Source organism: Mesorhizobium sp. LEGMi-168a (assembly GCF_058312955.1).
Genome location: NZ_JBZEGV010000006.1, coordinates 256183 through 281213, shown reverse-complemented (window position 1 = coordinate 281213; position 25031 = coordinate 256183). Strand labels below are relative to the sequence as shown.

The following is a 25031-nucleotide window of genomic DNA, read 5'->3' as shown; positions in this document are numbered from 1 at the left end:
AGTTGCTGCCGATGGCCCACGTGGTCCTCAAAGATCTCGTCAAGACCTATGGCGGCTTCAAAGCCGTCAACGACGTTTCGCTGACGGTCAATGACGGCGAATTCGTTGCGCTGGTCGGCCCTTCAGGCTGCGGCAAGACAACCACGCTCAATCTCGTCGCCGGTCTGACCTCGATCACATCGGGCGACATCGTCATCGGCGACCGGGTGGTCAACGACCTCGACCCTAAGGACCGGGACATCGCAATGGTGTTCCAGAACTACGCGCTCTATCCGCAAAAGTCGGTCTATATGAATCTCGCGTTCCCGCTGCAGATGCGCAAACTGCCCAAGGACGAGATCGACAAGAAGGTCAGGGAAGCGGCGCGCGTGCTCGACATGACGCAGCTGCTCGAGCGCAAGCCGCGCGAACTTTCGGGCGGGCAACAGCAGCGCGTGGCCTTGGGCCGCGCCCTCGTTCGAGATCCGGCGGTATTCCTGATGGACGAGCCGCTCTCCAATCTCGACGCAAAGCTGCGCGTTCAGATGCGGTCCGAAATCAAACGGTTCCATCAGGACCTGAAGGCGACGATCATCTATGTGACGCACGACCAGCTCGAGGCCGTGACCATGGCGGACAGAATGGCTGTGATGAATGGCGGCTTCCTGCAGCAATACGATTCGCCGGCGCAAGTTTTCGCCCATCCCGTGAACATGTTCGTCGCAAGCTTCGTAGGCAGTCCGGCGATGAGCCTCATCCCGCTGGAGGCATCGACGGCAAACGGCGACACCGCTCTGACGAGCGCGGAAGGCTGGAGCCTCAAGCTGTCGCAACTCAACGCGCGCAAAGTCCAGGGAGCGACCACCAAGAAGGTCGTGCTCGGTGCGCGGCATTCGACGATCAAGCTGCACAAGAGCGCCGTCCCCGGCGCCATTCCGGCCAAAGCCTATACGGTGGAACCAACCGGAGACGTCACCTTCGTGCAAGCGTTCCTCTCAGGCGCCATCGTCAACATCAGCGTGTCCCCCAACATCGCCGTCACACCTGACGAGCAGATCTGGCTCGAGTTCGACCAGGAGCGCATGCACCTGTTCGACGGCGAAACGGAAATGGCCCTCAAGGCAAACTGACTGGGCAAACTGAGACTGGGCCAACTGAGACGAGGATTCGTATGGAACGTGGCGTGAATGACTACGAAACTTAAGATCACCGCGATCAAGCCCTACCCGGTGTGGGTGGGAACTCGTAACCAGATGCTCGTCAAGGCAGAGACCGACCAGGGCATCTTCGGCTGGGGCGAGAGCGGCTTGAGCGGCCGCGAGAGAGCCGTGGCCGGCGCGATCGAGCACTACCGCGAGTTTCTCATCGGCCGCGACCCGATGCAAATCGGCCGCATTTGGCAGGAGCTTTATCGCAGCCAGTACTTCGAAGGCGGGCGCGTTCTGCAGGCGGCGATTTCCGCCATCGACATCGCCCTCCACGATATCAAGGGCAAGGCGCTGGGGGTGCCGGTCTACGAGCTGCTGGGCGGCAAGCAGCGCGACCGCATCCCCACCTTCGCCTCGACCGGCGACGAGGCCGAGGGCGATGCGGCCATCGAACGGGCCCGTGAACTGCGCGCTCAGGGATGGCGGGCGATCCGCTTCTTCCCCTCAGGGCAAAACAGCAAGGACATATTCGAGCCGCGCGAGTCGATCGGCCCTACCGCGAGCATGCTGAACAAGGCGCGCGAGGCGCTGGGCGACGACGTCGTCCTCGGCATCGACTATCATCATCGGCTGTCGGTGGCCGAGGCGGCGAGCTTCTGCAACAAGCTCGGCCGCGGCGTGCTCGATTTCCTCGAGGAGCCGATACGCGACGAGACGCCGGAGGCCTACGAATCCCTGCGCAGGATGACCGACATCCCCTTTGCCATCGGCGAGGAATTTGCCAGCAAATGGCAGTTCCTGCCCTACATCGAGCGCGGCATTCACCAGTTCAACCGGCTCGACGTCTGCAATGTCGGCGGGCTCACCGAGGCGATGAAGGTCGCCGGCTGGAGCGAGGCGCATTATGTGGACCTGATGCCGCACAATCCGCTTGGTCCGGTGTGCACGGCCGCGACCGTGCATCTCGCCGCCGCGGTGGCCAACTTCGCGTGGCTTGAAACCAGGGCGCCCGAAAGAAAGCTGGGCTTCGACAATTCCGACTTCTTCCCCGTGCAGCCGCGGCTCGACGGGACCGATTATCCGGTCGGCGATTTGCCGGGGCTCGGCGTCGAGGTCAACGAAGAGGCGATCCAGGCGGAGAGTTTCCGTTTCTGGGAGGCGCCTCACCTCAGGCGCCGCGACGGTTCTGTTACCAACTGGTAGTTCCCATTCCAATCGGAGTCCATCATGACGCATACTCCAGACATCACGCGGCCGCCCAGAGACCTGATCGATGCGCTAAGGGAGATCGGCGCCGCGACGGTTGCCGGCACGCTTGGCCACATGGGCTTCCGCAATCCGCACATGGTCGGTCCGGTGGCGCAGAACCACGGGAAGTCGATCGTCGGCCCGGCGCTGACGCTGCAGTTCATGCCGCAGCGGCCGGATCTCTTCACCGAGGGAGAATATGCCGATCCGGAGACGCAACTGCACCGGCACGTGCTCTATCACGCGCAGGAGGGCGATGTGGTCGTGGTCGACGCTCGCGGCGACATGAGCTCCGGCGTCTTCGGCGATATGATGTCGACCTATTTCAAGGGCAGAGGCGGCGCGGGCATCGTCATCGACGGATGCATGCGCGACCGGCCCAATGTCGAAAAGCTCGACCTGCCCCTGTGGCTGCGCGGCTGGACGCCCAACTACCATGTGCAAACCAGCATCTATCCGAACGCCGTCAACGTGCCGATTGCCTGCGGCGGGGTCACGGTGATCCCCGGCGACATCATCGTTGCCGATGACGACGGTGTGGTGGTGCTTCCCGTCGCTATGGCCCCGAAGGTCATCGAAGAATCGCAGAAGCACCACGATTGGGAGGAGTTCTCGCGAGAGAAGCTCATGCAGGGCGCGCCGTTGCAGCGCTACTATCCGCTGCATGACGATGCCCGCGGGGAGTACGAGGAGTGGCGCAAGACGAACCGCTTGGAGAACCCGCGTTAGCGCGTGGATTACCCTGCCGCGGACGGCAGGCCTTCTGGCGGTATCGCCGGGGAGTCGGATTGCGCCGTTTGAGCTAACCTTTCGCAAAGCCCACGCATCCTGGTCATCTGTTCCATTCGACCTTCAGCCCGCCGCAAAGTCATTTGCCGCAACTAAAAAAAGCGGCAGCGCCCCCTAACGAAGGCCGCCAGCCATTTTCACGCTCTCCGGCAAGTTTCGCAACCATAGCATGGCGGCCGCTCCGAGAACTGGCCCCGGAACCAGCAGCAGAAAGGCCCAGCGCCAGCCGCCGATGAAGTCGGCAAAGCGAGGCGTCAGCCAGATCGCGAGCACCGTCAGCGCGAATCCCAGTCCAAGTTGCACCGACAGCGCGGTGCCGACGAATCGGCGGTCGCCGAGTTCCGTGACCGCGGCGGAGAACTGCGCCGAATCGCCGATCACCGAAATGCCCCAGATGATGGCGACCACGATGAAGAGCCAGAGCGGCCCGGTGAACAGGAAGCCCATCAGCAGCGCGCAGCTTCCCGAGACGATCATCATGCCGGCGGTGGTCGCCGTTCGGCCGATGCGGTCCGACAGATAGCCGCCCAACAGGCAGCCAAGGATGCCGGAGGCGACGACGAAGAAGGTCGAGAGCGAGGCAGCCGCGGCCGATCCGATCGCCTGCGCCTCGAACGCCGCGCGCGTATAGGCAAGCAGCCAGGCCCACATGGCATAGAGCTCCCACATGTGCCCGAGATAACCGAGATTGGCCAGCAGCAGCGGCCGCTCGCGAAACACCTGGCCGATGCGCGAAGGCTCGAACACCGCCTTGCCGAAGGGATAGGGCCCTTCCCTGGCGAACAAAAGAAACAGCAGCGCGCCGATGGCCGTCGCCACGCTGGCGGCGGCAACTACCGGCCGCCAGTCGAGCGCGGTCAAAACGGCGCGGAAGAGATGCGGCAGCGCCGAACCGACCGTCAGCGCACCGATGACCGCGCCGAGCGCCAGTCCCCTGTCGCGCGTGAACCAGGTGGCGACCAGCTTCAACGCCGGCGGATAGACACCGGCGAGCGCCACGCCGGTGACTATGCGCGCGACGATCACGCCGCCCGGCCCGGGATGCAACAGCAGGGTCGCATTGGCGAGCGCCGCGACCAGCGCCGCCGCCGCCATCAGACGGCTGAGCCGAACCAGGTCGGGAAGATTGACCAGGCTCGCCGCCAGCGCGCCTACCACGAACCCGACCTGAACGCCGTTGGTCAGCCAGGCCTCGGCGCCGGGACCGAGCGCGAGCTCCTGCTTCAGTTCAGGCAGAATCGCGGTCGCCGAGAACCATGTGGTCAGCGACAGGACGACCGCCAGGCAAAGCAGCGACAGCACGCGCCAGCGTTCGCCGCCGGCGGCCATGCCAGCCTGGTTGCCATCCACCGCGCTCATGCGCCCTGCAACGGCACGGTGAACACCGTCGCGGTGCCGGTGAGACAAAGCTCGCCCTGGCCATTGCGCAAGCTGGTCTCGATCTTGCAGATCGGCTTGTCGGGGCGCACTTCCTTGACCTCCACCCGCCCGGTGATCTCCTCATCAACGCCGACCGCCTTGACGAACTTCCAGGCGACTTCGAGAAACACCGTCCCTGGCCCAGGCAAATCCTCCGCGACCAGCGCATTGAGAATACCAGAAGTGACGCCGCCCTGGACGATCAGCTTGCCGAACACCGATTTCTCTGCCAGCGCGCGGTCATAGTGCAGTGGATTGCGGTCGCCGGTGATGTCGGTGAAGGCCTCGATGTCGCTCATCCTCGTGCGCCGTGTGCGCTCCGCGAAGGCGCCGACCTGCGGGCGGCCCTTCACCACCCCCACCCAACCGTCTTTCGTCTCGCTGCTCATGCGCAGCGCTACCAGATCACGCGTGAGGAACAGGACCGGTTCGCGCTCCGCTCGCAGGAGAAAGCTGACGCAGTTCGGGAAGGTTCGACGATGAGATCGTCCCTGTCTCTATCAAGACCAGGCAAGGCGATGTCGTGGTCGACCGCGACGAGCATCCAAATCCCTCCACCACCATGGAGGGACTTGGCCGGCTGCCCGGATCACTTCGTAATTTGCGGCCTTCATTGCCTCGCTCACTATGACTTTTGCCGTTTTTTGTACGGCGAAGGAACCAACTGCGGGCCTGCTGGTTCGGAAGGCATCCAGCGGTGCCTTGCCATGCCTGGAACGCGGAGGCAGCCGGCCAGGACGATGGAGGCCGGCTGATGAGACTGCCGCAGGCGCTTGCGGTCTCATCGCCTTGACCAGTTGAGGAAGCATATGCATGACCTGTCCCGCGAACGCCGTCGAATGGTCGATGTCCATCTCAGCCGCCGCGGCATCCATGACCGGGAGATCCTGGCAGCGATGGGGGAGGTTCCGCGCGAAGCTTTCGTAGACCCTGGTTTCGAAGAATTCGCCTATGAGGATGGGCCGCTGCCGATTGCCGAGGGCCAGACGATATCGCAGCCCTATATCGTCGCCTTCATGCTTGAGATGGCTAAGATCGGCCCCGGCGATCAGGTTCTCGAGGTCGGCACAGGCTCCGGCTACGCAGCCGCCGTGATCAGCCGCATCGTCGATCATGTCTATACGATCGAGCGACACTCGGGCCTCGCCGAGACCGCGAGACGCCGCTTCGAGAAGCTCGGCTATCGCAACATCGAGGTCAGGACGGGCGACGGCACCAAGGGCTGGCCCGAAGCGGCGCCCTTCGATGCCATCATCGTCGCGGCGAGCGGACCGGGCGCGCCGCTTGCACTGCAGCAGCAGTTGGACGTCGGCGGCAGGCTGATCATTCCGGTCGGGGAGGATCCTGAAGAGCAGCGCCTGCTCAGGGTCACCCGCACAGGCGCGTCGACTTATAGCGAAGAAGATTTCGGTGGGGTGCGCTTTGTCCCCTTGATCGGCGAAGAAGGCTGGCGGGAGGACAACCGGATTCCCACCGGCCGTGCCCCGTCGCATTTGCCGACGCGGAGCCTACCGCAGATGGTCGCCGCGGCGGCCGAACCGCTTCCGGATTTCGATGATCCGGCCTTTGCGGGAGCCTTCGACCGCTTTGCGGAGCGGCGGCTCGTGCTGCTCGGCGAGGCCAGCCACGGCACGTCCGAATTCTACCGGGCGCGAGCTGCGATCACCAGGAGGCTGATCGAGAAACATGGCTTCACGATCGTTGCGGTTGAAGCCGACTGGCCCGATACCGCGGCGATCGATCGCTATGTGCGTCACCGCAGACATTCGCCCACGGCCGTCCGGCCGTTCCAGCGGTTCCCGACCTGGATGTGGCGCAACACCGAAGTCGCGGCGTTCGTGGACTGGCTGCGCAACCATAACCAGAGGATCAGAACATCGAAGCGTCAGGTCGGCTTCTACGGCCTCGACATCTACAACATGAGCGGTTCCATTGCCGCGGTCCTCGACTATCTGGATCGCGTCGACCCTGAAGCGGCGGCGATAGCCCGACAGCGCTATGGCTGCCTGACCCCGTGGCAGAAAGAGCCTTCGACCTATGGTCGCGCGGCGCTCACCAGCGGCTACAGGGAATGCGAGGAAGCGGTCCTCAAGCAATGCCAGGACATGCTGGCGAGGCAGATCGAGCATGCCGGCGAGGACGGCGCCGAGCTTTTCGACGCCGCGCAGAACGCGCGGCTTATCGCTTCCGCCGAACACTACTACCGCATCATGTACTATGGTGGATCGCAATCCTGGAACCTGCGCGACACGCACATGTTCGAGACGCTGCAACATATTCTCGAAGCGCGCGGCCCAAGCGCGAGAGCTGTGGTGTGGGCGCACAATTCCCATGTCGGCGACGCGCGCTACACCGATATGGGAATCTCGCGCGACGAGGTGAATATCGGTCAGCTCTGCCGTCAGCGGTTCGGCGATGAGGTCGCCCTCATCGGCTTCGGGACGCACACTGGCACAGTGGCCGCCGCCAGGGATTGGGACGGCGACATGGAAGTCATGTCCGTGCTGCCTTCCCGCGAAGACAGCTATGAACGACTTTGCCACGACGCCGGCGTCGCTCGTTTCCTGCTCGATCCTGGAAGCGATACAGTCCTTCGCGACCGGCTGATCGAACGTCGCCTCGAGCGCTTCATCGGCGTGATCTATCGGCCGGAAACGGAACTGCACAGCCACTATGCCGATGCCTCCCTCGCCCGGCAGTTCGATGCCTTCGTCTGGTTCGACGAAACCACCGCCGTGACACCGCTCGGGCCGGAGCATGCGGTGGGCGGCGTCCCGGACACCTATCCGTTCGGCGTCTAGGCTTCGGCGTCTGGACTATGGGACCAGACGCATATTGGCCGGGTATTTTCTCGCAGGCGTTCATGACTTCCCGACACGCGCAATCAGCATAGGCGCCACCGTATGATGACACCCGCTTGCTCGGCGGAACTACCGGCCGCCTGAGCGGTTCCTCAAGGGAACACAAGCGTTGGAGAACGAGATGGACCCGCGCAACAAGCAACGATCGGCAAAACAGGGCGAAACCGAGGCTCCGGCCATTGAGCAGCAGGACTGGGACGCCCTTGAGGGCAACAAGGTGCTCCCGGACAGCGTGGTCGTGGAAAACGGCGTTCCGGATACCCAGGAGACGGAGGGAACTCTTCCCGAGGAAGATGATGACAACCCCTACGAGGAAAGCGACGAGGCTTTGCCCGATGATGAGGAGGAGCGCGCGCTTGCACGCAATCCCTCCAAGGAAGGAAGCCGGTTCGACGAAGTTTAGGGAACCGTGCGTAGCGTCGACAAGGCGCGCCTCAGACTTCGAGCAGCGCGTAGGGTCGGCCGGTTGGCTTCGCGACATGCATGGCAACGTTGTAGACCTTGGCGCCGCCCGGCGTACAGCCTTCATAGGTGCCGCGATGGGCATGCCCGTGCACCACCGCGCTCACCTTGAGGCGGTCGATCATTTCGCCCAGCCGCGAGGAAACGGGAAGATTTCCGGCGGCTCACCGAGGACCGTTTCCAGGATCGGTGCATAATGGAGAACCACCAAGGTGCGTTTAGCGCGGACTTGCCGCATTGCGTTCTCGAGCCGTGATCTCGGCACTGGTGGTGCTCGCCATTGCGCAGATGGGCGTGCATCTCGTCTTCTTCCTGCACCTGACAACCGGGCCCGACAGCACCAACAATGTGCTCGCGCTCGCCTTCGGCGTGCTGATCGTCGCGCTCGTCGTGATCGGCTCGGTCTGGATCATGACGCATCTCGGTCAGAACATGGCTCCGATGAGCGCCCACCAGGCCGAGATGATGAGCCCGACAGGTCCTGCCTACCGTTACGGGCAAAGCATGTCGTGAGATCGTTCGGAGCGAACATTTCGCTCGCAAGACCGTTTAGGGGTATGGCCAGCGCGCAAACCTCGTCATCAAACACTCGATCGCAGTCAGGATGCGTGACGGTGTTCGGCGGTTCCGGCTTTCTTGGGCGACGAATCGTCAAGCACCTCTTGAACCACGGGCTTGTCGTGCGCTCGGCCTCCCGCCATCCTGAACGCGCGGGACGGAAGCAGGCTCATCAAGAGCTCTTTAGCGCGGTCAAAGCCGACATCCTCGACCGAGGCCAAATTACTGCGGCCGTTTCAGATGCGAGCACGGTCGTCAACGCGGTCAGCCTCTATTCCGAACACGGAGGCGTTACTTTCGAACGCGTCCATGTCGAGGCTGCTTCCCAATTGGCGGACGCGGCGCGCCGAGCCGGCGCCGAACGATACATCCAGATATCCGGCATCGGTTCCGACTCACGCTCGCGGTCCAGTTACATCAAGGCGCGGGGGCAAGGCGAAGAGGCCGTCGACGTCGGATTTCCGGGCGCGACCATCGTCCGCCCGGCGGTGATGATCGGACGGGACGACGCCTTTTTGACGACGATCACGAGATTGTTGCGGGTCCTTCCTGCATACCCGCTGTTCGGCAATGGCGACACCCGTCTCCAGCCGGCATCCGTTGAAGACGTCGCGGAGGCCGTTGCGCGCATCGCGTCCGCAGGTGCCGACGCCCATGCCCGTCTGTTCGAGTTCGGTGGGCCGCGTGTCTACACCTATCGAGACCTGGTGCTGGAAGTTGCTCGGCTGCTTGGCATCAGGACGCGATTGGTGCCCGTTCCGTTTGTCTTTTGGCACATGCTCGCCACCGTCGGCGAGTTCGTCCCCGGTGTGCCGCTGACACGCAACCAGGTCGAGCTCATGCAGATCGACAATGTTGCGGACACTCACCTGCCGGGATTCCGCGATCTCGGGATAGAGCCTCATGACATCGACCAGGTGTTGCGATCGGCCTGAGAGAAGCCGTGATGAGAACTGATTTCCAAAGGAGAATGACCATGGCTAGATGCGACCAGTGCGGCAACGACTATGACAAGTCCTTTCAGCTACATCTGGGAGGAGAAACCTACACATTCGACAGCTTCGAATGCGCGATCCAGAAGCTCGCACCTATCTGTCCCCATTGCCAAGTCCGCATCATTGGGCATGGCGTCGAGCAAGGCGACATCATCTACTGTTGCGTTCACTGCGCGGAGCAGGAAGGCGCTGATGCGCTTACCGATCGTGCTCCTTGAGCGGTCGGCGACGCACTTTCCTGGAATTACTCTAGCAGTTCTGCAACGACATTGGGCAAGCGACGGCATTTTGCCTCGCGCCCAATAAATGAGCCATGACTGAGATGCATGGCCAGTCCAGATTTGTCACTGACAGCGCTAAAGGGCTCAGTCTGGAATTGCCGCCAGATCGACTTCGTGCCAGCGGCGGCACAGGGCTGATGCACGGCGCGTTGCTGGGCTGGGCAGCCTCAGGCGAGCCCAAACCGCTCGACGGCGCGCATGATGCCGCGCAGTTCGGCAAGGCCCTTCAGCCGGCCGATCAGCGAGTAGCCCGGATTGATCCTGGTCTTGCCGATGTCGTCGGCGAGCAGATGTCCGTGATCCGGCCGCATCGGAATGCGCCAGTCGGCGCGGCCTTCGGCGCGACGGCGCGCCTCCTCCCGCATCAGGGCGAGGATGACATGCGCCATGTCGGTGCCGCCCTCGAGATGCTCGGCCTCATGGAAGGAGCCGTCCTCCTCGATGGTGACGTTGCGCAGATGGACAAAATGAATGCGGCGGGCGAATTCCTTGACCATGGCGACGATGTCGTTGTCGGCGCGGGTGCCGTAGGAGCCGGTGCAGAAGGTCAGCCCGTTCGCCGGACTGTCGACGGCGTTAAGGATGAAGCGCGCATCCTCGGCTGTCGAAACGATGCGCGGCAGGCCGTAGAGCGAGAAGGGCGGATCGTCGGGATGGATGCACATGCGCACCCCTTCCTGTTCGGCCACCGGAATGATCTCGCGCAGGAACCAGGCGAGGTTGTCGCGCAATTCCTTTGGCCCGATCGAATCGTATTCGCTCAATGCCGCGCGAAAACTGTCGCGGTTGTAGCTGCGCTCGGTGGCGGGCAGGCCGGCGATGAGGTTGCGCTCGATCCTGTCGATCTTCTCCTCGCTGAGCTCCTTCAGCCGCGCTTGCGCTTCGGCGATGCGGGCAGGCGTGTAACCGGCCTCGGCATTCCGGCGCTTCAGCACGAACAGGTCGTAGGCCGCGAAATCGATCGCGTCGAAACGCAACGCGTAACCGGTGGTCGGAAGGCGATACGCCAGATCCGTGCGGGTCCAGTCGACCACAGGCATGAAATTGTAGCAGATCGTGGCGATGCCGGCCTTGGCCAGCGCGCGGATCGTGTCCTTGTAGAAGCCGACATAGCGGAGCCGTTCCGGCGAACCGATCTTGATCGAGTTATGGACGGGAATGCTCTCGACGACCGACCAGGTCAGCCCCGCCGCCTCGATGATCCGCTTGCGTTCCAGGATGTTTTCCAGCGGCCAGGCGCGTCCGTCATAGATGTCGTGCAGGGCCGAGACGACGCCGGTCGCGCCCGCCTGCTTGACGTGATCGAGTGTCACCGGATCGTCCGGACCATACCAGCGCCAGCACTGTTCCATTGCCGCCTTCCTTTGTGTGAGAGGTCGGCAACTTATTGTTGGACCACAACGAGAGTCAAATTAAAAATTTGAACATCGTAGCAGCCATCGCTCTCTCGGACGTCCGTGAATTTGCCATTGCAGACCCTAAAACCGGTTGTTTTCGTCAAATCTTACGATATTGTGGTCCAACAATTAGGAGAGCCCTCTTTGGAAAACGCACAGGTCGCGCGCGACAATGCCGTCGCCCGCCGCGCCGGCGGCAGCTCCGCGGTCGACGCCGCTGCCGGGCGGATCCTCGACCTCATCCGCGCGCGGCAGCTGAATGTCGGCGACGTGCTGCCGACGGAGCGCGAGCTCAGCGAGATCACCGGCGCCAGCCGCAACACCGTGCGCGAGGCATTGCGCACCATCCGCACCTATGGGCTGATCGAACCAAAGCCCCGCGTCGGCGCGGTGCTCGCCGACGGGCAGAGCATCGCCATCCAGAATTTCTTCGCCGCCCACATGGATGTCTCGCGCTCGTCCTTCGCCGACATCCAGGGTTTTAGGCGCATCATCGAAGTCGGCATCGGCGACCACATCGTGCTCAACGCCACGAACGAACAGATCGAAGCGCTCGACGAGATCAATGCCCGGATCGTCGACAGCCGCTCGATCGAGGAAGCCGCCGAGAACGATTTCAATTTTCACATGGCGCTGATCGGGCTGGCCGACAATCGCATGCTGACGGACATGTATTCCTTCCTTTCCCCCGTGATCCTGAGGATCATGACCATCGGCAAGGAAATGCGTCCGGTGCTGGCCGACACCCGCGCCGCACATGGCGAGATCATCGCCGCGCTGCGCGCACGCGACAGGCTGGCTTACGCCTACCTGATGAGCCGCCATCTCGATTTCGCCCTGCGATTCCTGCCGGAAGAGCCGGCTTCCGACAAATGACTGAAGGAGTTCCCGCAATGAAGGATTTTGACGGCAAGGTCGCCCTGGTGACGGGGACGACCGGAATCGGTCTTGCAACCGCCAGGCGCCTCGCGGCGGGAGGTGCTGCGATCATCGCCTGCGGCATCGACCGCTCGGCCAATGCGGCGATGAGGGCGGAACTGGAACGCGCCGAAGCCGGCGCGCTGGTCGTCGAAACCGACGTCTCCGTTTCCGACCAGGTCCGCGACGCCGTCGCGGCCGGCGTCGAGCGCTTCGGCGGTCTCGATGTGATCGTCAATTCGGCGGCCGTCCATCCCTACGGAACCGCAACGACAACCGACTGGGAGACCTGGAACAGGGCGATGACGGTCAATGTCGGCTCGATCTACCTGACGGCGCATTTCGGCATCCCCGAAATGATCCGCCGCGGCGGCGGCGCCATCGTCAACGTCGCCTCGGTACAGGGTTTCGCCTGCCAGCAGAACGTTGCCGCCTATGCCACGACCAAGGGCGCCATCCACACGCTGACGCGTTCGCTGGCGCTCGACTATGCGGCGGCCGGCATCCGGGTCAATTCCGTCAGCCCGGGCTCGATCCGCACACCGATCCTGGAGAAGGCCGCGCGCGGCGAAAACGGCAGCGATGCCGATGTCGAGGAAGCCTACAGGCGCTTCGGCGCGGCCCATCCGCTCGGTCGCATAGGCGAACCGGAGGAAGTGGCGGAACTCATCGCCTTTCTGTGCTCCTCCAAGGCGAGCTTTTGCACCGGCGCGGATTACAAAATAGACGGCGGCCTGACCGCCGGCATCGGCGTGAAGTAGCCATGAAGATCGGTCTTGGCCTCTATCGGGAGTCGCTGACACCCGATAATTTCCGCTTCGCCCGTCAGGCAGGCGCCACGCACATCGTTGCCCACCTCACCAATTATTTTCGCGGGCGCGATCCTTCGCTGTCCGCCGGCAGCGAGAAGGCTGGGGCGATTGCTCCACCGATGAGCTGTGGGACTATGAAGACTTCGCCGGCCTGGTGAAGACCGTGCGCGACAACGGGCTGAAAATCGCCGCGATCGAGAATTTCTCGCCGCGCTTCTGGTCCGATATTTTGCTCGACGGCCCCGACAAGGCGAAGCAGATCGAAGGATTGAAGCGGCTTATCCGCGATGCCGGGCGCGCCGGTATTCCGTGCATAGGCTACAACTTCTCCATTGCCGGCGTCTGGGGCTGGTCGCGCGGACCCTTCGCGCGCGGCGAGGCCATGTCGGTGGGGCTTGACCTTGCGGCGTTCGATCCCGACCTGCCACTGCCCGACGGCGTCGTCTGGAACATGCGTTACCGCGCCGGCCGGCCTGACGCCGAACCGGTGACGGTGAGCAGCGATGAGCTTTGGCAGCGGCTCGGCGCCTTCCTGCGGGAAGTCGTTCCGGTGGCCGAGGAAGCCGGCGTGGTGCTCGCCGCGCACCCCGACGATCCGCCGGCCGAAGCGCTGCGGGGTACCGCACGACTCGTCAACCGGCCGGAGAAATACGACCGGTTGATGGACATCGTCGATTCGCCGTCCAATGGGCTGGAGCTCTGCCTCGGCTCACTGCAGGAGATGCCGGACACCGACGAGATTTACGGGCATGTCCGGCGCTTCGCCCGACGAAAGCGGATCGGCTACATCCATTTCCGCAACGTGCGCGGCAACGTGCTGAACTATCACGAGACCTTTGTCGACGACGGCGACATCGACATGGCCGAGGTCGTCCGCATCCTGCGCGACGAAAACTATGATGGCGTCATCATCCCCGACCATACCCCGGAAATGTCCTGCGACGCGCCCTGGCATGCGGGCAAGGCCTTCGCGCTCGGCTATATGCGCGCGCTGGTACAGAACGCCGCGGCGCTGGGACCTTCCCGTACCGATCAATCCACCAACATCCGGATCGAAGCCCGATGACGAGATCGACACGTCTCTATGCCGACGATGCCGAAATGTACCGCCTGTTCGAGAAGGAGCTCTTCGTCGCGGTGGTCGGTGACGTGATGGACACGCTTGGGCTGCAGCATCAGTTCCTCCCGCCCGTGTTCAAGCCCGTCGATGAGAACACGCGCTTGCTTGGCCGAGCCATGCCGGAGCTCGAAACCGACATCTTTCCGTCTGATGAGACGACACGCAATCCGCTGATGACCAAGCCGTTCGGACTGATGTTCGAGGCGCTCGACGACCTGAAGCCCGGCGAAATCTACGTCGCCAGCGGCGCCTCGCCCCGCTCAAGGCGCTGGGCTTCCCCTGCTTCTGCACCGGCTACTACGCGCAGGATCAGGGCGTGCGCGGCAAGGTCATAGACTATCGCTGCGCGCTCGAGATCGGCGGCGTGCGCATAGAGCCGGGAACGCTGCTGTTCGGCGACAAGGAAGGTGTCCTCGTTATCCCCCGGCAAGCCGAGGAAGAGGTGGTGTGGCTCGCCCTTGAAAAGGTTCGCGGAGAAAAGCTCGTCGCCAAGGCGATCCGCGAGGGGATGAGCGCGGTGGACGCTTACAAGACCTTCGGCATCATGTGACGGGCGGCCTGAGGCGCGTCGCTGCACAGCCGCGATGGGCGCCATTGGCATGCCAACGTGCCCGCGACCAGATCGCAATTCGTCCGGACGAATTGCAACTTCGAACCGCCAAAAAACAAGCTGTGATTGCAGCCAGAATAATTAAATTAATTTATATTTCAGTTCAATTTTTACATATTAACTAACTATTAATATATCGCTTAACTTTTTGATTTTTTTACTTATGGTGCCCATGAAGGGGGTAGCTTGAAGATCGGAGAATGGGGCGATTTCTCCTATGCGAAAAGTTTTAGGGAATTCAAAAAAGGATTTTGAAGAAGACGGCGCTACGACCGGCGGATCGGATCCGCTCTATCCCAGCCAACATTTGACGCCCGCGAATCATGAGACCTCTCATTTCCCCCGGTTGCAGCATCAGACTTCCACCGGGCACACCAGCGTGAACGCCGTAACGAAGCTGGAGGCAGCGCCTTCCCGGCAGGACCTGCTCGCATTGCCGACGGTGCAGCTAGGCGGGCTGCCCGTCACCGTGATCGACCGGCAGGGCGCCGCCCGGCTGATGATCGCAGCGGCGCGGCAACACCGTCACGGCAGCCGCCCGTATTATTTCACCTCCGCCAACGGCGAGGTCATCGCCCAGGCGCGTGCGAAATCGGAAATAGCCGCCCTCTTCCGCCAAGCCGACCAGATCTTCGCCGACGGCCAGCCGCTTGTTCTTGCCTCGCGCCTTTTGTGCCGCACGCCGCTGCCGGAACGGGTGGCGACCACCGATCTGTTCCACGACGTCGCAAAGCTCGCCGAGAACGAGGCCGCGACCTTCTACCTGCTGGGCTCGACGGAGGCCGGGAACGCCAAGGCCGTGGCCGCGATCAAGGCCAATTACCCGCGCCTGCGCATCGTCGGCCACAGCCACGGCTATCTATCCGGCCAGGCGCTCGAGAAGAAGCTCGATGAAATCAACGCGCTGGCGCCGGACATATTGTGGCTGGGCCTCGGTGTTCCGCGCGAGCAGATTTTTGTCCGCGATTTTGCGTCGCGGCTGTCGAATGTCGGCGTGATCAAGACGTCCGGAGGCTTGTTCGATCATATCGCCGGCAAGGTCCGGCGCGCGCCGCTCTGGGTCCAAAAGGCCGGTTTCGAATGGCTTTGGCGCATGCTGATGGAGCCGCGCCGGCTTTTCTGGCGCTACTTCACCACCAATCCCCGCGCTCTCTATGCCCTCCTGAGGTATTCGCAATGACAGCCGAGCACTCGCTTCGTCCGCTGCCGGAGGGAACCGACACGGAGATTGCCATCGTCGGCGGCGGGCTCTCCGGGACGCTTGCCGCAACGCTCCTCGGGCGGTCGGGCTACCGTGTCACGCTGATCGACCGCCACCCCGTTTTTCCGCGCGAGTTCCGCGTCGAGAAGATTGCCGGCGACCAGATCGAGAAACTGCGCCGGATCGGTCTCCTGGACAGCCTTTCGGCGGCGGCGGCGGCCTTCGACGAGATCGTCAACGTGCGCAAGGGGCGCGTGCTCGACCGCACGCGTGCCCGCCACTACGGCATTTTCTACGACGACCTCGTCGCCGCGATGCGGGCCGAACTGCCCAAGACCGTACGCTTCGTCGCCGGCCGGGTGAGCGCCGTGGAGGCTGGGCCCGAGCGGCAGCGCGTGTCGATCATCGGCCAGCCGGACGTGACGGCTCGCCTGCTTGTGCTCGCCACGGGCATGGGCGACATCCTGCGACGCGACGTCGGCATCGAGCGCCGCTTCGTCCACCAGCGGCAATCGCTGACTTTCGGCTTCAATGTCCGGCCGGCGGGCGCAAGCGCCTTCAAGCATCCGGCGCTAACCTACTACGGCGAACGCATCTCCGACGGGATCGACTACCTGAACTTCTTCCCGGCCGGGGGCGTCACCCGCGCCAATCTCTTTGTTTTCCGGGAGCACACCGACCCGTGGGTCAAAGCGCTGCGCGACCGCCCTCGCGAGACGCTTGTCGAAACGCTTCCCGGTCTGCTCAACACATTCGGCGATTTCGAAGTCATCGACCGCGTCTCGAGCTGGCTCACCGACATCACCGTCGCCGAGAATTGCAAGCGCGACGGCGTCGTCCTGATCGGAGATGCCTATCAGACCTCCTGTCCGGCCGCCGGAACAGGGGTCAGCCGGCTGCTCACCGACGTCGAACGCCTGTGCATGGTGCACGTGCCGCAATGGATGGCATCGCCCGGCATGATGGCGGCAAAGATCGCCACTTTCTACGATGATCCCATGAAGCAGGCGATGGACGAGCGGGGGCTCGAGATGGCGAATTTCCGTCGCAGCCTGACCATCGACACCGACCTGCGCTGGCGCGCGCGCCGGCAGGTTCACTTCAGCCGCCGCCGCATCCTGCACGAGATCGACAAGGTGAGCCCGAGCTTTGCCGCCAGGCTGCGCGGTCTCAAACGGCCGCAAATCGAAGCCGTCACCTGATCGCGGACCGTCGGCTGATGCATGTCGCCAAAAACTGCGCAGCGGTTTTGGGAAAACGACATGCATCAAACCGAAGGCTTAAAGCGCGTCGCCTGAATCCGTTTCAACGCGACGCGCTTTAGCGCATTTCGTTCGATGCCAGACTCCGGCGTAAAGATGCGCGGCCCAGGACGTAAGGCGTTTCAAACCCGACGCATCGATCAGGACGACTCGGCGGCCTCGTCGGAGGCGGGCGGCACCATCACGGGAGACGGCTTGCCCTTCTTGACATGCGCGGCTTCCAGGATACGCCGCGCCAGCGCCTTGGCTGCCGGCAATTTCTCCACCGTCAGATGCGCCGCATAGCCGAGCGGACTGCCCGCACGGTAGATTTGCCACATCGGTGAAGGCCGGCCGCCGAAGATGCGCTTGTAGGGCTCGTCGCCAATGGTGAAATCGAGGTGGTGGTCGCCGCGCTCGATACAGTCGCGGGCGATCTGCTCGAACATCAGGCTGCCGATCGACTGCTTCCTGTAGCCGGCCTCGTCGAAGCCGCCGAGAATGACCAGGAGCGAGCCGCGGTGCTCGAGCCCGAGCGCGCCGGCGATCGGCCGGCCGTTCATCCAGAATGCGTAGGTGCGCGCGAAGCCGCCGGATCCTTCATTGGCGACGGCCAGATAGAAATCGAAATAGGAAGGCATCTGCAAAAGGTCGGCGGGACCGTTGCTGCCGTCGAATCGCTTGCCGCGATAGAGCTTGAGGGCATCGAATGTCGTGCGGATGGCGGCAGCGCCGCCGACGCATTCGAAGCGCGCCTCCCCCATGCGGTTGAGCTGCCGGGACTTCTTGTCGAGCTCCTTGCGGTAGGACTGGTCCAGCCGATGCTCGCGCCAGCCGGCGAATGTCGGCTCCAGCTTGCTGGTGTAGGCGCTCATGCCCATGCTGTCGCGCTTGTCGATGCCAAGCAGGCGTTCCATCGCCAGCGAGCGGTCCGCCAGCTTGCCGATGCGCAAGAGATCGTAGGGCCGCAGATACTTGCGGATCGCGGCGACCGCGCGGCTGTCGGCGAGGATGCGGGAGAAGGTCTCCTCGTCGGCGACCGGCGACACATAGTCGGAAACCCGCATATCCGCGAATTCCACGACCTTCAGCAGGGTGTAGCGGCGCCGCACCAGCGGCAGGACCATCGCAAGCTTTCCGCTTGCCCGCACGCGCACGACGACGATCAGCGGCGTGGCGGCGCCTTGCCGTACGAGCCTCTCATACAGTTGCGCGAGCCATATGGGATGCTGGAAAGCGGTCGCCGCCGAACTGGCGAAGAGCTCGGCGTATTCCGTCGAACGGAAATCGAACGCATCCTCGGCAGTGACTTCAAACATGTGATCCGAACCGGCGGGACAGCGGCCTATCGACGACGTCTTGCGTTTCAGGTCAAGATCGATCGCCGGGATTGTTGGAATCTTGGTATATGCATAAAATGCTAATGTTGCGTTGCACAGCGGCCGGGCGCATGGCGCCCCGGTCGGCTCGGGACCGCAAGTCGAGAATTTTCGCCGTGAAAGTCGAAGTCGAAGTTGGACTTCGCGCGTAACCCCGATGTAAGCATTTTGGGTTAGTCTTTCTTCCCTCATTATCGGAACTATGAAAACCCGAGTAGAAAATAGACGCGGGCGGCAAGACATGCTGGCGATCGAGGTTATCGTTCCACAATCGGCGCCCCGCCGCTGGCAGCAGGTCGCCATAGAGCGGCTGGAGGCGGACGGCCACGATGTCGCGGTGGCGCATCGGCCCGGACCGGCAAGCTGGCCGGCCGCGGCAAAAGCCGCCTTCCAGTTCGAGCAACGTCTTTTCCGCCGATCCGGACCCCTTCTCGGCTCGGCGGCGCAGGCAATCCAGGCCCGATCCGGCAATCGCCCCGCAGCGCTGAGGCTCGACCTTGCCGGCGATGCGGCCCCATCGGATGTCCCGACAATCGGCCTTCGGTTCGACGGATCCAGCGCCGATCTCTCGGCGGCAATTGCCGTCGCGGCCGGTCGGCTGCCGGTGATCGAGGCCGTCCTCGACAAGAAGACGGTGGTGGGCCAGGCGCTACCGATGGTGGACAAGCGCGAATCCACCGCACTCGGCACCGAGGACGTATTCGCCCGGGCTATCACCCTGGTTCAATCGGTCGCTCGCGCGTTTGCTGCGGATCGGTTACCGCTGGAGCCGATCGCTGAAACCCATGCTCGCGGTCGGCGAGGCCGGTTCACATCGGCATATCTCGGCGCCGCGCTGCCGCGGCTGGGCCGGGAAGCACTCCGGCGCGCACGCTTCCGTCATGCGCATTGGCGCGTCGGCTACCGTTTTGGCGATGCGCCGGGCGTCGCCGATACGGGCAAGCTCGGAACCGGTTGGTCTGTATTGTCGGACATGGGCGACCATTTCTATGCTGACCCCTTCCCCTTTTGGTGGCAGGATCAGCCATTCGTCTTCGTCGAGGATTATCCGCATGCCACCGGCAAGGCGGTCATCTCCGTTGTTGCGTTCGACGCGAACGGTGTCCCCGGTGCGCCTCGTGTCGTGTTGGAGGAAGAGCACCACCTCTCCTACCCGCAGGTGTTCGAGCGCGACGGCGTGATCTGGATGCTTCCGGAGGCGAGCGCCAGCGGCAAGCTCACGCTCTACCGCGCCGCGGGCTTCCCGGATGGTTGGGTTGCCGAGACCGCTTTGGTCGAAGGCGAGATTTCCGACGCTACCTTATTCGAGCATGAAGGCCTGCTTTGGCTGTTCGCCACGGATCGGGACGGCCACGGAAGCACTTCCGACACGCTGGTGGTTTTCTCCGCCCCCGCGCTTGCCGGTCCATGGCGGCCACATCCCGCGAACCCGATCCTGATCGACCATCGCATGGCTCGCCCCGGCGGCGCCTTCGTCCGCGACCGCGACGGCCGCGTCCTGCTTCCGGTCCAGGACGGAACGCTGGGCTATGGCGGCGGGCTTGGCCTGTCCGAATTGCTGGAACTCAACCAGCAGACGGTGCGGCTCTCGGCGCCGCGGCCGATCGATGCGGCCGGCGACTGGCCCTATCCGAAGATCCACACGCTCAACCGGGCGGGCCGCCTGGAGGTGATCGACGGGATCGCCGCCGTGCGGAAGCGATCAGGCAAGAAGTAGCGCCTCGTATCCGGCGCACATCCTGGCCGGCGAATATTTGTCGCGGAGTCGCCGCCCAGCTGCCGCGAGCCTGGCCTTGAATTCCGGCCGAGCGAAAAGATCGGCAAGTCCCGTAGCCATGCCGGCGGCGTCGGCCTCGACGAACAGCGCGGCGGGTTCGCCGTCCTCCGCGGTCAGCACCTCGCGCATGACTTCAAGATTGCTCGCAACGACCGGCAGGCCGGAAATGGCCGCTTCGACGCAGGCAAGGCCGAAGGTCTCCGTCATCGACGGAAACGCATAGGCATCGCCGGCCGCAAGGAATTCGAAGATGCGCGCCGGAGGAACCTCGCCGACGAGATGCAGGCGGTCCGCCACGCCTCGGCTTTCGGCGAAGGCGACGAGCGCCTCGCGCTCCGGCCCGGCGCCGGCGAGCGCGACATGGACGTCAGGCAGTCGGTCGAGCGCGCCGACAAGGGCGATCTGGTTCTTCATGGGCGTCAGCCGGCCGGATGAGACGGCCAGCCACACGTCCTGCGGCAGGCCGAAGGCGGCGCGCGCCGCTGCCTTGTCGAACTCCTCGCCCGGTACGGGAACGCCATGATCGATGCGGCGCATACGCCGCCGGTAGGATCGCGGGTAACGATCGAACTGCGCTTCAGTCCAGCCGGAATTGACGACATTCGCCTGGTAAAGGCCGACCATGCCCATCAGCTTGTCGATCTGGGAGAGAAGTCCCATGACGCCCTTGCTATGCGGGGCGCCGCTCTGGTTTGCGACGATATGCCTGACACCGGCCAGCCGGGCGCCGATCGTGCCGAAGATATTGCCGTAGTGCTGGTAGGTGATGACGGCGTCGGGGCGCGCCTTACGCAGGTATCGCGCTAGGCCGATGGTCGCCCGGATCTGTCCCGGCAATCCGCGCGGGCGTTCCGTCAGGACAAAATCCGCATTGGGGTCGCGGTCATAGGCATCGGTCTTGCGATACATGAAGACGGTGCGCACGTCATGGCCGCGGGCCCGCAATCCCTCGCCCACCATGTCGGAGATGCGTTGCGCTCCCGCCGCCTCCGCCTGGGTCTGCACCTGGACGATTTTCACGTGCGTCCTCTCATGAGCAGGTGAGGCACGAGACCAATCCTGTCCAGGGACAAGCCGAGGATCGACGGGTTGATACCGATCCTGCGCCGGGCGATCGACACCCCGAACGCCGTCCAGGCGATCACGGTTCCGGCGATGCTGAGTGCGGCGCCTATGGGCCCGAGGTAGTAGGTCGCTACCGCCGTCACGCAAAGCCCGGCGACGTTGACGACGACGAGCACCTTGAACAGCGCATGCTGGAGACCGGTCAACTGCATGAGGACTTCGATCGGGCCGCAGGCGGTGCCGAACGTCGCCCCTATGCCGAAGATGACGAGCGTCGCCCTCATGGTCGGCGTCGCATAGGCCGGATTGAAGATAGACAGGATGAAGCTGCCGAATATCCAGAACGTCGCCAGAACGCATAGCGCAATAGCCGAACCGCCAAGCGCGGCGAGACTGGTGATGCGCTGAACATGAGCCCTGTCGCCGCTGTAGAAGGCGGCCGATATCTGCGGCGCCAGCGCCTGGTTCAGGCCGTTGAGCGCAAGCGTCACGAAACGCGTGGTCCGGTCCGCAACGAAGATCGCGCCGGCCGCCTCCGGCCCCAGGATCATCGCCACGAGGAGCGTGCTGACCTGGCCGAGAGCGGGCGGCAGCGAGGTGACGCCCCACAGGCCGAGCGTGACGGTCTGGAATTCCTGCTTTTGCCCTTCCGTGAGAGGGCCGCGGTCGGCCCGCATCGTGTCGCGCGCAAGGATGATTGTTTGCGGGACGACCGAGAGGATGAGCAGCAGCGCCGTCAGGTACGTCGCGGTGACCGCGTCCATCTTCACATGCATGAAATGCAGCGCCACAACGGCGGCGATCGTCGCCGCGCGCCAGATGATGTCCCGCGGCAACAGGCCCGATATCAGCGCGTTCTTGGCCCGGAAAGCGCCGGAGGTGAACTCCGACCAGCCGAGTGAGAAGGACAGCACCGCAGCCGCCACGCACAGCGGCAGCCATTCGGGCGTTCCCCTGCCGATGAAGGGCAGGAAGCCCACCACGATGATGAGCAGGCTGGTGCCGATAAGCCCGGCCAGCGCAACCAGAATGGCGCGTGCCATCAGCCCGTGAGCCGAGGCGAGGTCGCCCAATCCGGCATATTGGGGCCAGAACCGGAGCACGGTGCTCTGCTGGCCCACCGAAGCAAAGAAGGAAACCAGGCTCGCGCCGGCATAGGTCGCGCTGTAAAGGCCGAACTCCCGTTCGTCCGTCACCATCGCCACGGCCACGAACATGAGGAAGGACAGGCCTGCGCTTGTGAGCTTGATGATGCCGGCCACGGCGCCGCTCTTGGCGAGCGCGGTAATCGACATGCGCATGTCGGTCGCCGGGCTGGCCGCTGCCCCCTGGGCGGCCTCGCGCTCCCCTGTCTTGTCCTTCAACGTCGCCTCCTGAGACGATCGGCGATGGGCCTACCCCGCACCTACGACGACGCTCAAAACCCAGTCTTGCATAAGCAAAATGCCGCAATCGCGCCAGCACGAACGCTTCGCATGGTTACCGGCATCGCCCACACCAAAAGCATCCTCACGCCGCCACCCTTAACGGATGGCTAACGATAATCCTTAATAATGTGGCGACGCGTGAGGTCGTGAGATCGCGGCTCTGCATGAGGACAATATGAAGCCAGCCAGCATCGACGAGCGCACTCTCCCGCCGCTGTTCGACATAGGTGCCGTCTGGGCCATCCTTTGGGCGCGTCGCCTGATGGTGCTTGCCATCGCCGGCGCGACATTGCTGCTGGCACTCTCCTATCTTGCAGTGACGAAGCCGAGCTATACGGCGACCGCCTCGATACTGATCGACCCCCGCGATACGCGCGCGACCAATTTCAACAACGTGCTTCCCGGGATCGGCTCCGACAGCGCGGCCATCGCCAGTCAGGTCTTCGTCATCCAGTCGCCCGACCTGCTAGGTTCCGTCTTCAAAAGCCAGAAGCTCGACAGCGATCCGGAGTTTGCCGGCGTCGGCCTGATGTCGCGTCTGTTGTCGGTATTCGGAGCCGGCGCGACCTCCCGGCAGGATGCTGCTTTCAAGCGCTTTCAGAGCAAGGTATCGGTGGAGCGCGAAGGGCTTACCTACGTCATCAATGTCAGCTTCACCTCGCCGTCGCCGGACAAGGCCGCGCGCATCGCCAATGCCATCGTCGACCAGTACCGGGCGGGTCTCGTGGGGGAACGCGAGACCGCCAACAGCGACGTGAACACGCTCCTTACGGACAGGATCTCCGGCCTGCAGAAGGACGTCAGCGACGCCGAGCGTGCGGTCGAGGATTTCAAGACGAAGCACAATATCGTGAACTCGACGGATGGCGGCACGTTGCAGTCGCAGCTCGATCAGCTCACGGCGCAGCTGATAGCCGCCCAGGGCGATGCCGATCAGGCCAAGGACCGCTACAACCAGGCGCTGGCGGCGGGCAACTCGCCGGCCGGGCTCGCCAAGCTCGCGGACATTCTGACCTCCACCTCCGCCATAAAATTGCGCGACGATTACAACCAGCGCGCCGCCGAGCTTGCCAGCCTGCAGACCATGTACGGACCGCGTCACCCGGCCATTGGGCGCCTGCAGTCCGAACTGGAGCGGATGACGCGGCTGATGGCCGCCGAAGCCGATCGGATCAGGCAGCAGCTCAAGGCCAGCTACGATCTTGCCGTGCAGAATGTCGGGAAGCTGCAGGACAAGCTTGAAGCGCTGCGCCAACAGTCCACCAACTCGAACATCGCGCAGGTGCAGCTACGGCAACTGGAATCCAAGGCCCAGGCCGCGCGCGCCGTGCTCGACGACTACCTCAAGCGCGCGCAGGAAACCTCCCAGATGCAGGGCGTGCAGACCTCCGAGGCGCGCAAGATCGGCGTGGCCTCGCCGCCGGTGCAGCCGACATGGCCGAAGCCGGTCCTGCTTCTCTTGGTGAGCGCCGTTCTGGGGCTTCTCGCCGGATGCGGCCTCGCGCTCGCGCTTGGTCCGATCCCGCAGCCGGAAGAGGATCCGCAGGCGCCGAAGGATGCCGCGCCGAAGCCGGTCGCGCACCGCAAGGACAGCGCGCCTGTCAGCCCTAAGCCATTGCCGATGCCAGCCAATTTCGGCGAATACCGTCTGCCTGGCGTTGCCGGCGGGTCCGCCTATGCCAACATCAAGGCGATCAGGAAGCAGCTGTTCCAGACCGGAAACGAAACGCTTTCGCTCGACGTCCTGAAGATCATGCGGCAGATGGTCCTGCACTTGAACGACCACGGCAAACCCTTTGTCATCCTCGTGTCGTCGATCCGCAGCAGCTTCGAGGCAAGGATTGCGGGCGCGATGCTGGGCATCGGCATTCAACGGGCCGATCAAAATGTGCTGATGGTGGAAATCGGCGATCATCTGTCCAGCTCGACGACGGACGGAGCCGGAGTGTTCATCGATGGCGCGACCGGCCTGCGGACGGTCGTTTGCAGCTCCGTGACGGAGAAAAGTCCTGGCGTTGCGGATCGCAACACCTTCCGCGGCATTCTGGCCGAGGCCGGAAGCGCATTCGATTTCGTGCTCGTGACCGTGCCTTCGTTCAACGAGGACGGCTGGAACCCTGCACTCTTCGCCAAAGCCGATCTTGCACTTCTGGCGCTCAGCCCGTCCGAGCAGCCTTCCGAGGCCGCCAAGCTCATCGCGCAAAAATTCGGCGCCGGCCAGATCGGCCGCAGCGCCACTCTTGTCGTTGCGCCGGACGGCGCGCGGCCGGCCGGAGCGATCGACGGTCCACACGCGGCCGGCGAACGGCGCTCCGCCGCCCGGGGATAAGCGTGGAGGCGGTGC

Annotated in this window: 24 protein-coding genes and 2 pseudogenes; 19 read left to right on the top strand and 7 right to left on the bottom strand. The window is 63.7% G+C overall.

Annotation, left to right across the window (positions count from 1 at the left end):
- Nucleotides 1-11 precede the first annotated feature (11 nt).
- From AC4FWB_RS11680 to AC4FWB_RS11670, 3 genes are read left to right on the top strand one after another with little or no spacing between them, the layout of a single operon-like run.
- On the top strand, nt 12-1109 hold the full coding sequence (locus tag AC4FWB_RS11680) for an ABC transporter ATP-binding protein (protein ID WP_491026141.1): 1098 nt from the start codon (nt 12-14) through the stop codon (nt 1107-1109).
- A gap of 57 nt (nt 1110-1166) precedes the next feature.
- Nucleotides 1167-2330, top strand: a complete 1164-nt coding sequence (locus AC4FWB_RS11675) for a mandelate racemase/muconate lactonizing enzyme family protein (protein WP_491026140.1) — start codon at nt 1167-1169, stop codon at nt 2328-2330.
- 24 nt (nt 2331-2354) lie between these two features.
- The gene (locus AC4FWB_RS11670; RefSeq protein WP_491026139.1) at nt 2355-3104 is read left to right on the top strand and encodes a ribonuclease activity regulator RraA; all 750 of its coding nucleotides are present in this window, start codon (nt 2355-2357) and stop codon (nt 3102-3104) included.
- Nucleotides 3105-3278: 174 nt separating this feature from the next.
- Here AC4FWB_RS11670 and AC4FWB_RS11665 read toward each other — a convergent pair whose 3' ends face one another.
- Nucleotides 3279-4523 (bottom strand): MFS transporter, encoded by a 1245-nt coding sequence (locus tag AC4FWB_RS11665; RefSeq protein WP_491026138.1) that lies wholly within the window; start codon nt 4521-4523, stop codon nt 3279-3281.
- Nucleotides 4520-4972, bottom strand: a complete 453-nt coding sequence (locus tag AC4FWB_RS11660; RefSeq protein ID WP_491026137.1) for a MaoC family dehydratase — start codon at nt 4970-4972, stop codon at nt 4520-4522. The genes AC4FWB_RS11665 and AC4FWB_RS11660 overlap by 4 nt, the downstream gene beginning before the upstream one ends.
- 95 nt (nt 4973-5067) lie before the next feature.
- Between AC4FWB_RS11660 and AC4FWB_RS11655 the strand changes: the two genes are divergently transcribed.
- The 3 genes from AC4FWB_RS11655 (at nt 5068) to AC4FWB_RS11645 (ending at nt 7847) form a co-directional block, all read left to right on the top strand.
- Nucleotides 5068-5214: a hypothetical protein gene (locus AC4FWB_RS11655; RefSeq protein WP_491026182.1), complete on the top strand. Its 147-nt coding sequence runs from the start codon at nt 5068-5070 to the stop codon at nt 5212-5214.
- Nucleotides 5215-5392: 178 nt separating this feature from the next.
- Nucleotides 5393-7384 (top strand): protein-L-isoaspartate(D-aspartate) O-methyltransferase, encoded by a 1992-nt coding sequence (locus AC4FWB_RS11650; RefSeq protein ID WP_491026136.1) that lies wholly within the window; start codon nt 5393-5395, stop codon nt 7382-7384.
- Nucleotides 7385-7565: 181 nt separating this feature from the next.
- Nucleotides 7566-7847: a hypothetical protein gene (locus AC4FWB_RS11645; RefSeq protein ID WP_491026135.1), complete on the top strand. Its 282-nt coding sequence runs from the start codon at nt 7566-7568 to the stop codon at nt 7845-7847.
- Nucleotides 7848-7878: 31 nt separating this feature from the next.
- On the opposite strand, the pseudogene AC4FWB_RS11640 reads toward AC4FWB_RS11645, so the two are convergent.
- A pseudogene (locus AC4FWB_RS11640) lies at nt 7879-8159 on the bottom strand (metallophosphoesterase family protein); the annotation flags it as partial.
- 8 nt (nt 8160-8167) lie between these two features.
- On the opposite strand from AC4FWB_RS11640, the pseudogene AC4FWB_RS11635 reads away from it, so the two are divergent.
- The 3 genes and pseudogenes from AC4FWB_RS11635 to AC4FWB_RS11625 form a co-directional block, all read left to right on the top strand.
- A pseudogene (locus AC4FWB_RS11635) lies at nt 8168-8419 on the top strand (cytochrome o ubiquinol oxidase subunit IV); the annotation flags it as partial.
- Nucleotides 8420-8514: 95 nt separating this feature from the next.
- Nucleotides 8515-9399, top strand: coding sequence for a complex I NDUFA9 subunit family protein (locus tag AC4FWB_RS11630; RefSeq protein WP_491026134.1), 885 nt, complete (start codon nt 8515-8517; stop codon nt 9397-9399).
- A gap of 41 nt (nt 9400-9440) precedes the next feature.
- Complete coding sequence (locus tag AC4FWB_RS11625; RefSeq protein WP_292304000.1) at nt 9441-9677, top strand: metallothionein; 237 nt, start codon at nt 9441-9443, stop codon at nt 9675-9677.
- A 230-nt stretch (nt 9678-9907) separates the two neighbouring features.
- Here the strand turns inward: AC4FWB_RS11625 and uxuA are convergent, their stop codons facing one another.
- On the bottom strand, nt 9908-11092 hold the full coding sequence (gene uxuA, locus AC4FWB_RS11620; protein ID WP_491026133.1) for a mannonate dehydratase: 1185 nt from the start codon (nt 11090-11092) through the stop codon (nt 9908-9910).
- A gap of 189 nt (nt 11093-11281) precedes the next feature.
- Between uxuA and AC4FWB_RS11615 the strand changes: the two genes are divergently transcribed.
- The 8 genes from AC4FWB_RS11615 (at nt 11282) to AC4FWB_RS11580 (ending at nt 17000) form a co-directional block, all read left to right on the top strand.
- The gene (locus AC4FWB_RS11615) at nt 11282-12013 is read left to right on the top strand and encodes a FadR/GntR family transcriptional regulator (protein ID WP_491026132.1); all 732 of its coding nucleotides are present in this window, start codon (nt 11282-11284) and stop codon (nt 12011-12013) included.
- Between the two features lie 17 nt (nt 12014-12030).
- Entirely contained in the window at nt 12031-12816 is a 786-nt protein-coding gene (locus AC4FWB_RS11610) for an SDR family NAD(P)-dependent oxidoreductase (RefSeq protein ID WP_491026131.1), read from the top strand.
- Nucleotides 12817-12818: 2 nt separating this feature from the next.
- The gene (locus AC4FWB_RS11605) at nt 12819-13025 is read left to right on the top strand and encodes a hypothetical protein (RefSeq protein ID WP_491026130.1); all 207 of its coding nucleotides are present in this window, start codon (nt 12819-12821) and stop codon (nt 13023-13025) included.
- A complete protein-coding gene (locus tag AC4FWB_RS11600; protein ID WP_491026129.1) occupies nt 13022-13933 on the top strand; it encodes a mannonate dehydratase in 912 nt (303 codons plus the stop codon). The genes AC4FWB_RS11605 and AC4FWB_RS11600 overlap by 4 nt, the downstream gene beginning before the upstream one ends.
- A complete protein-coding gene (locus tag AC4FWB_RS11595) occupies nt 13930-14322 on the top strand; it encodes a hypothetical protein (protein WP_491026128.1) in 393 nt (130 codons plus the stop codon). The genes AC4FWB_RS11600 and AC4FWB_RS11595 overlap by 4 nt, the downstream gene beginning before the upstream one ends.
- Complete coding sequence (locus AC4FWB_RS11590; RefSeq protein WP_491026180.1) at nt 14256-14537, top strand: RraA family protein; 282 nt, start codon at nt 14256-14258, stop codon at nt 14535-14537. Before AC4FWB_RS11595 ends, AC4FWB_RS11590 begins: the two co-directional genes overlap by 67 nt.
- 439 nt (nt 14538-14976) lie before the next feature.
- A complete protein-coding gene (locus AC4FWB_RS11585) occupies nt 14977-15777 on the top strand; it encodes a WecB/TagA/CpsF family glycosyltransferase (RefSeq protein WP_491026127.1) in 801 nt (266 codons plus the stop codon).
- Nucleotides 15774-17000, top strand: coding sequence for an FAD-dependent oxidoreductase (locus AC4FWB_RS11580; RefSeq protein ID WP_491026126.1), 1227 nt, complete (start codon nt 15774-15776; stop codon nt 16998-17000). Before AC4FWB_RS11585 ends, AC4FWB_RS11580 begins: the two co-directional genes overlap by 4 nt.
- Before the next feature lie 200 nt (nt 17001-17200).
- Here the strand turns inward: AC4FWB_RS11580 and AC4FWB_RS11575 are convergent, their stop codons facing one another.
- Nucleotides 17201-18358: a GNAT family N-acetyltransferase gene (locus tag AC4FWB_RS11575; protein WP_491026125.1), complete on the bottom strand. Its 1158-nt coding sequence runs from the start codon at nt 18356-18358 to the stop codon at nt 17201-17203.
- Between the two features lie 301 nt (nt 18359-18659).
- Between AC4FWB_RS11575 and AC4FWB_RS11570 the strand changes: the two genes are divergently transcribed.
- Complete coding sequence (locus AC4FWB_RS11570; protein ID WP_491026124.1) at nt 18660-20135, top strand: glucosamine inositolphosphorylceramide transferase family protein; 1476 nt, start codon at nt 18660-18662, stop codon at nt 20133-20135.
- Here the strand turns inward: AC4FWB_RS11570 and AC4FWB_RS11565 are convergent.
- The gene (locus AC4FWB_RS11565; protein WP_491026123.1) at nt 20121-21215 is read right to left on the bottom strand and encodes a glycosyltransferase family 4 protein; all 1095 of its coding nucleotides are present in this window, start codon (nt 21213-21215) and stop codon (nt 20121-20123) included. The genes AC4FWB_RS11570 and AC4FWB_RS11565 overlap by 15 nt on opposite strands.
- On the bottom strand, nt 21212-22624 hold the full coding sequence (locus AC4FWB_RS11560; protein ID WP_491026122.1) for a lipopolysaccharide biosynthesis protein: 1413 nt from the start codon (nt 22622-22624) through the stop codon (nt 21212-21214). The genes AC4FWB_RS11565 and AC4FWB_RS11560 overlap by 4 nt, the downstream gene beginning before the upstream one ends.
- Nucleotides 22625-22862: 238 nt before the next feature.
- Between AC4FWB_RS11560 and AC4FWB_RS11555 the strand changes: the two genes are divergently transcribed.
- Nucleotides 22863-25016, top strand: coding sequence for a GumC family protein (locus AC4FWB_RS11555; RefSeq protein ID WP_491026121.1), 2154 nt, complete (start codon nt 22863-22865; stop codon nt 25014-25016).
- The last annotated feature ends 15 nt before the right edge of the window (nt 25017-25031 follow it).

Bases quoted from the DNA above. Each gene is read 5' to 3' on its own strand.
- AC4FWB_RS11625 (WP_292304000.1), top strand. From the start codon at position 9,441: ATGGCTAGATGCGACCAGTGCGGCAACGACTATGACAAGTCCTTTCAG.
- AC4FWB_RS11650 (WP_491026136.1), top strand. From the start codon at position 5,393: ATGCATGACCTGTCCCGCGAACGCCGTCGAATGGTCGATGTCCATCTC.
- AC4FWB_RS11645 (WP_491026135.1), top strand. From the start codon at position 7,566: ATGGACCCGCGCAACAAGCAACGATCGGCAAAACAGGGCGAAACCGAG.
- AC4FWB_RS11610 (WP_491026131.1), top strand. From the start codon at position 12,031: ATGAAGGATTTTGACGGCAAGGTCGCCCTGGTGACGGGGACGACCGGA.
- AC4FWB_RS11570 (WP_491026124.1), top strand. From the start codon at position 18,660: ATGCTGGCGATCGAGGTTATCGTTCCACAATCGGCGCCCCGCCGCTGG.
- AC4FWB_RS11675 (WP_491026140.1), top strand. From the start codon at position 1,167: ATGACTACGAAACTTAAGATCACCGCGATCAAGCCCTACCCGGTGTGG.
- AC4FWB_RS11660 (WP_491026137.1), bottom strand. From the start codon at position 4,972: ATGAGCAGCGAGACGAAAGACGGTTGGGTGGGGGTGGTGAAGGGCCGC.
- AC4FWB_RS11605 (WP_491026130.1), top strand. From the start codon at position 12,819: ATGAAGATCGGTCTTGGCCTCTATCGGGAGTCGCTGACACCCGATAAT.
- AC4FWB_RS11595 (WP_491026128.1), top strand. From the start codon at position 13,930: ATGACGAGATCGACACGTCTCTATGCCGACGATGCCGAAATGTACCGC.
- AC4FWB_RS11665 (WP_491026138.1), bottom strand. From the start codon at position 4,523: ATGAGCGCGGTGGATGGCAACCAGGCTGGCATGGCCGCCGGCGGCGAA.
- AC4FWB_RS11580 (WP_491026126.1), top strand. From the start codon at position 15,774: ATGACAGCCGAGCACTCGCTTCGTCCGCTGCCGGAGGGAACCGACACG.
- AC4FWB_RS11555 (WP_491026121.1), top strand. From the start codon at position 22,863: ATGAAGCCAGCCAGCATCGACGAGCGCACTCTCCCGCCGCTGTTCGAC.
- AC4FWB_RS11670 (WP_491026139.1), top strand. From the start codon at position 2,355: ATGACGCATACTCCAGACATCACGCGGCCGCCCAGAGACCTGATCGAT.
- uxuA (WP_491026133.1), bottom strand. From the start codon at position 11,092: ATGGAACAGTGCTGGCGCTGGTATGGTCCGGACGATCCGGTGACACTC.
- AC4FWB_RS11575 (WP_491026125.1), bottom strand. From the start codon at position 18,358: ATGTTTGAAGTCACTGCCGAGGATGCGTTCGATTTCCGTTCGACGGAA.
- AC4FWB_RS11680 (WP_491026141.1), top strand. From the start codon at position 12: ATGGCCCACGTGGTCCTCAAAGATCTCGTCAAGACCTATGGCGGCTTC.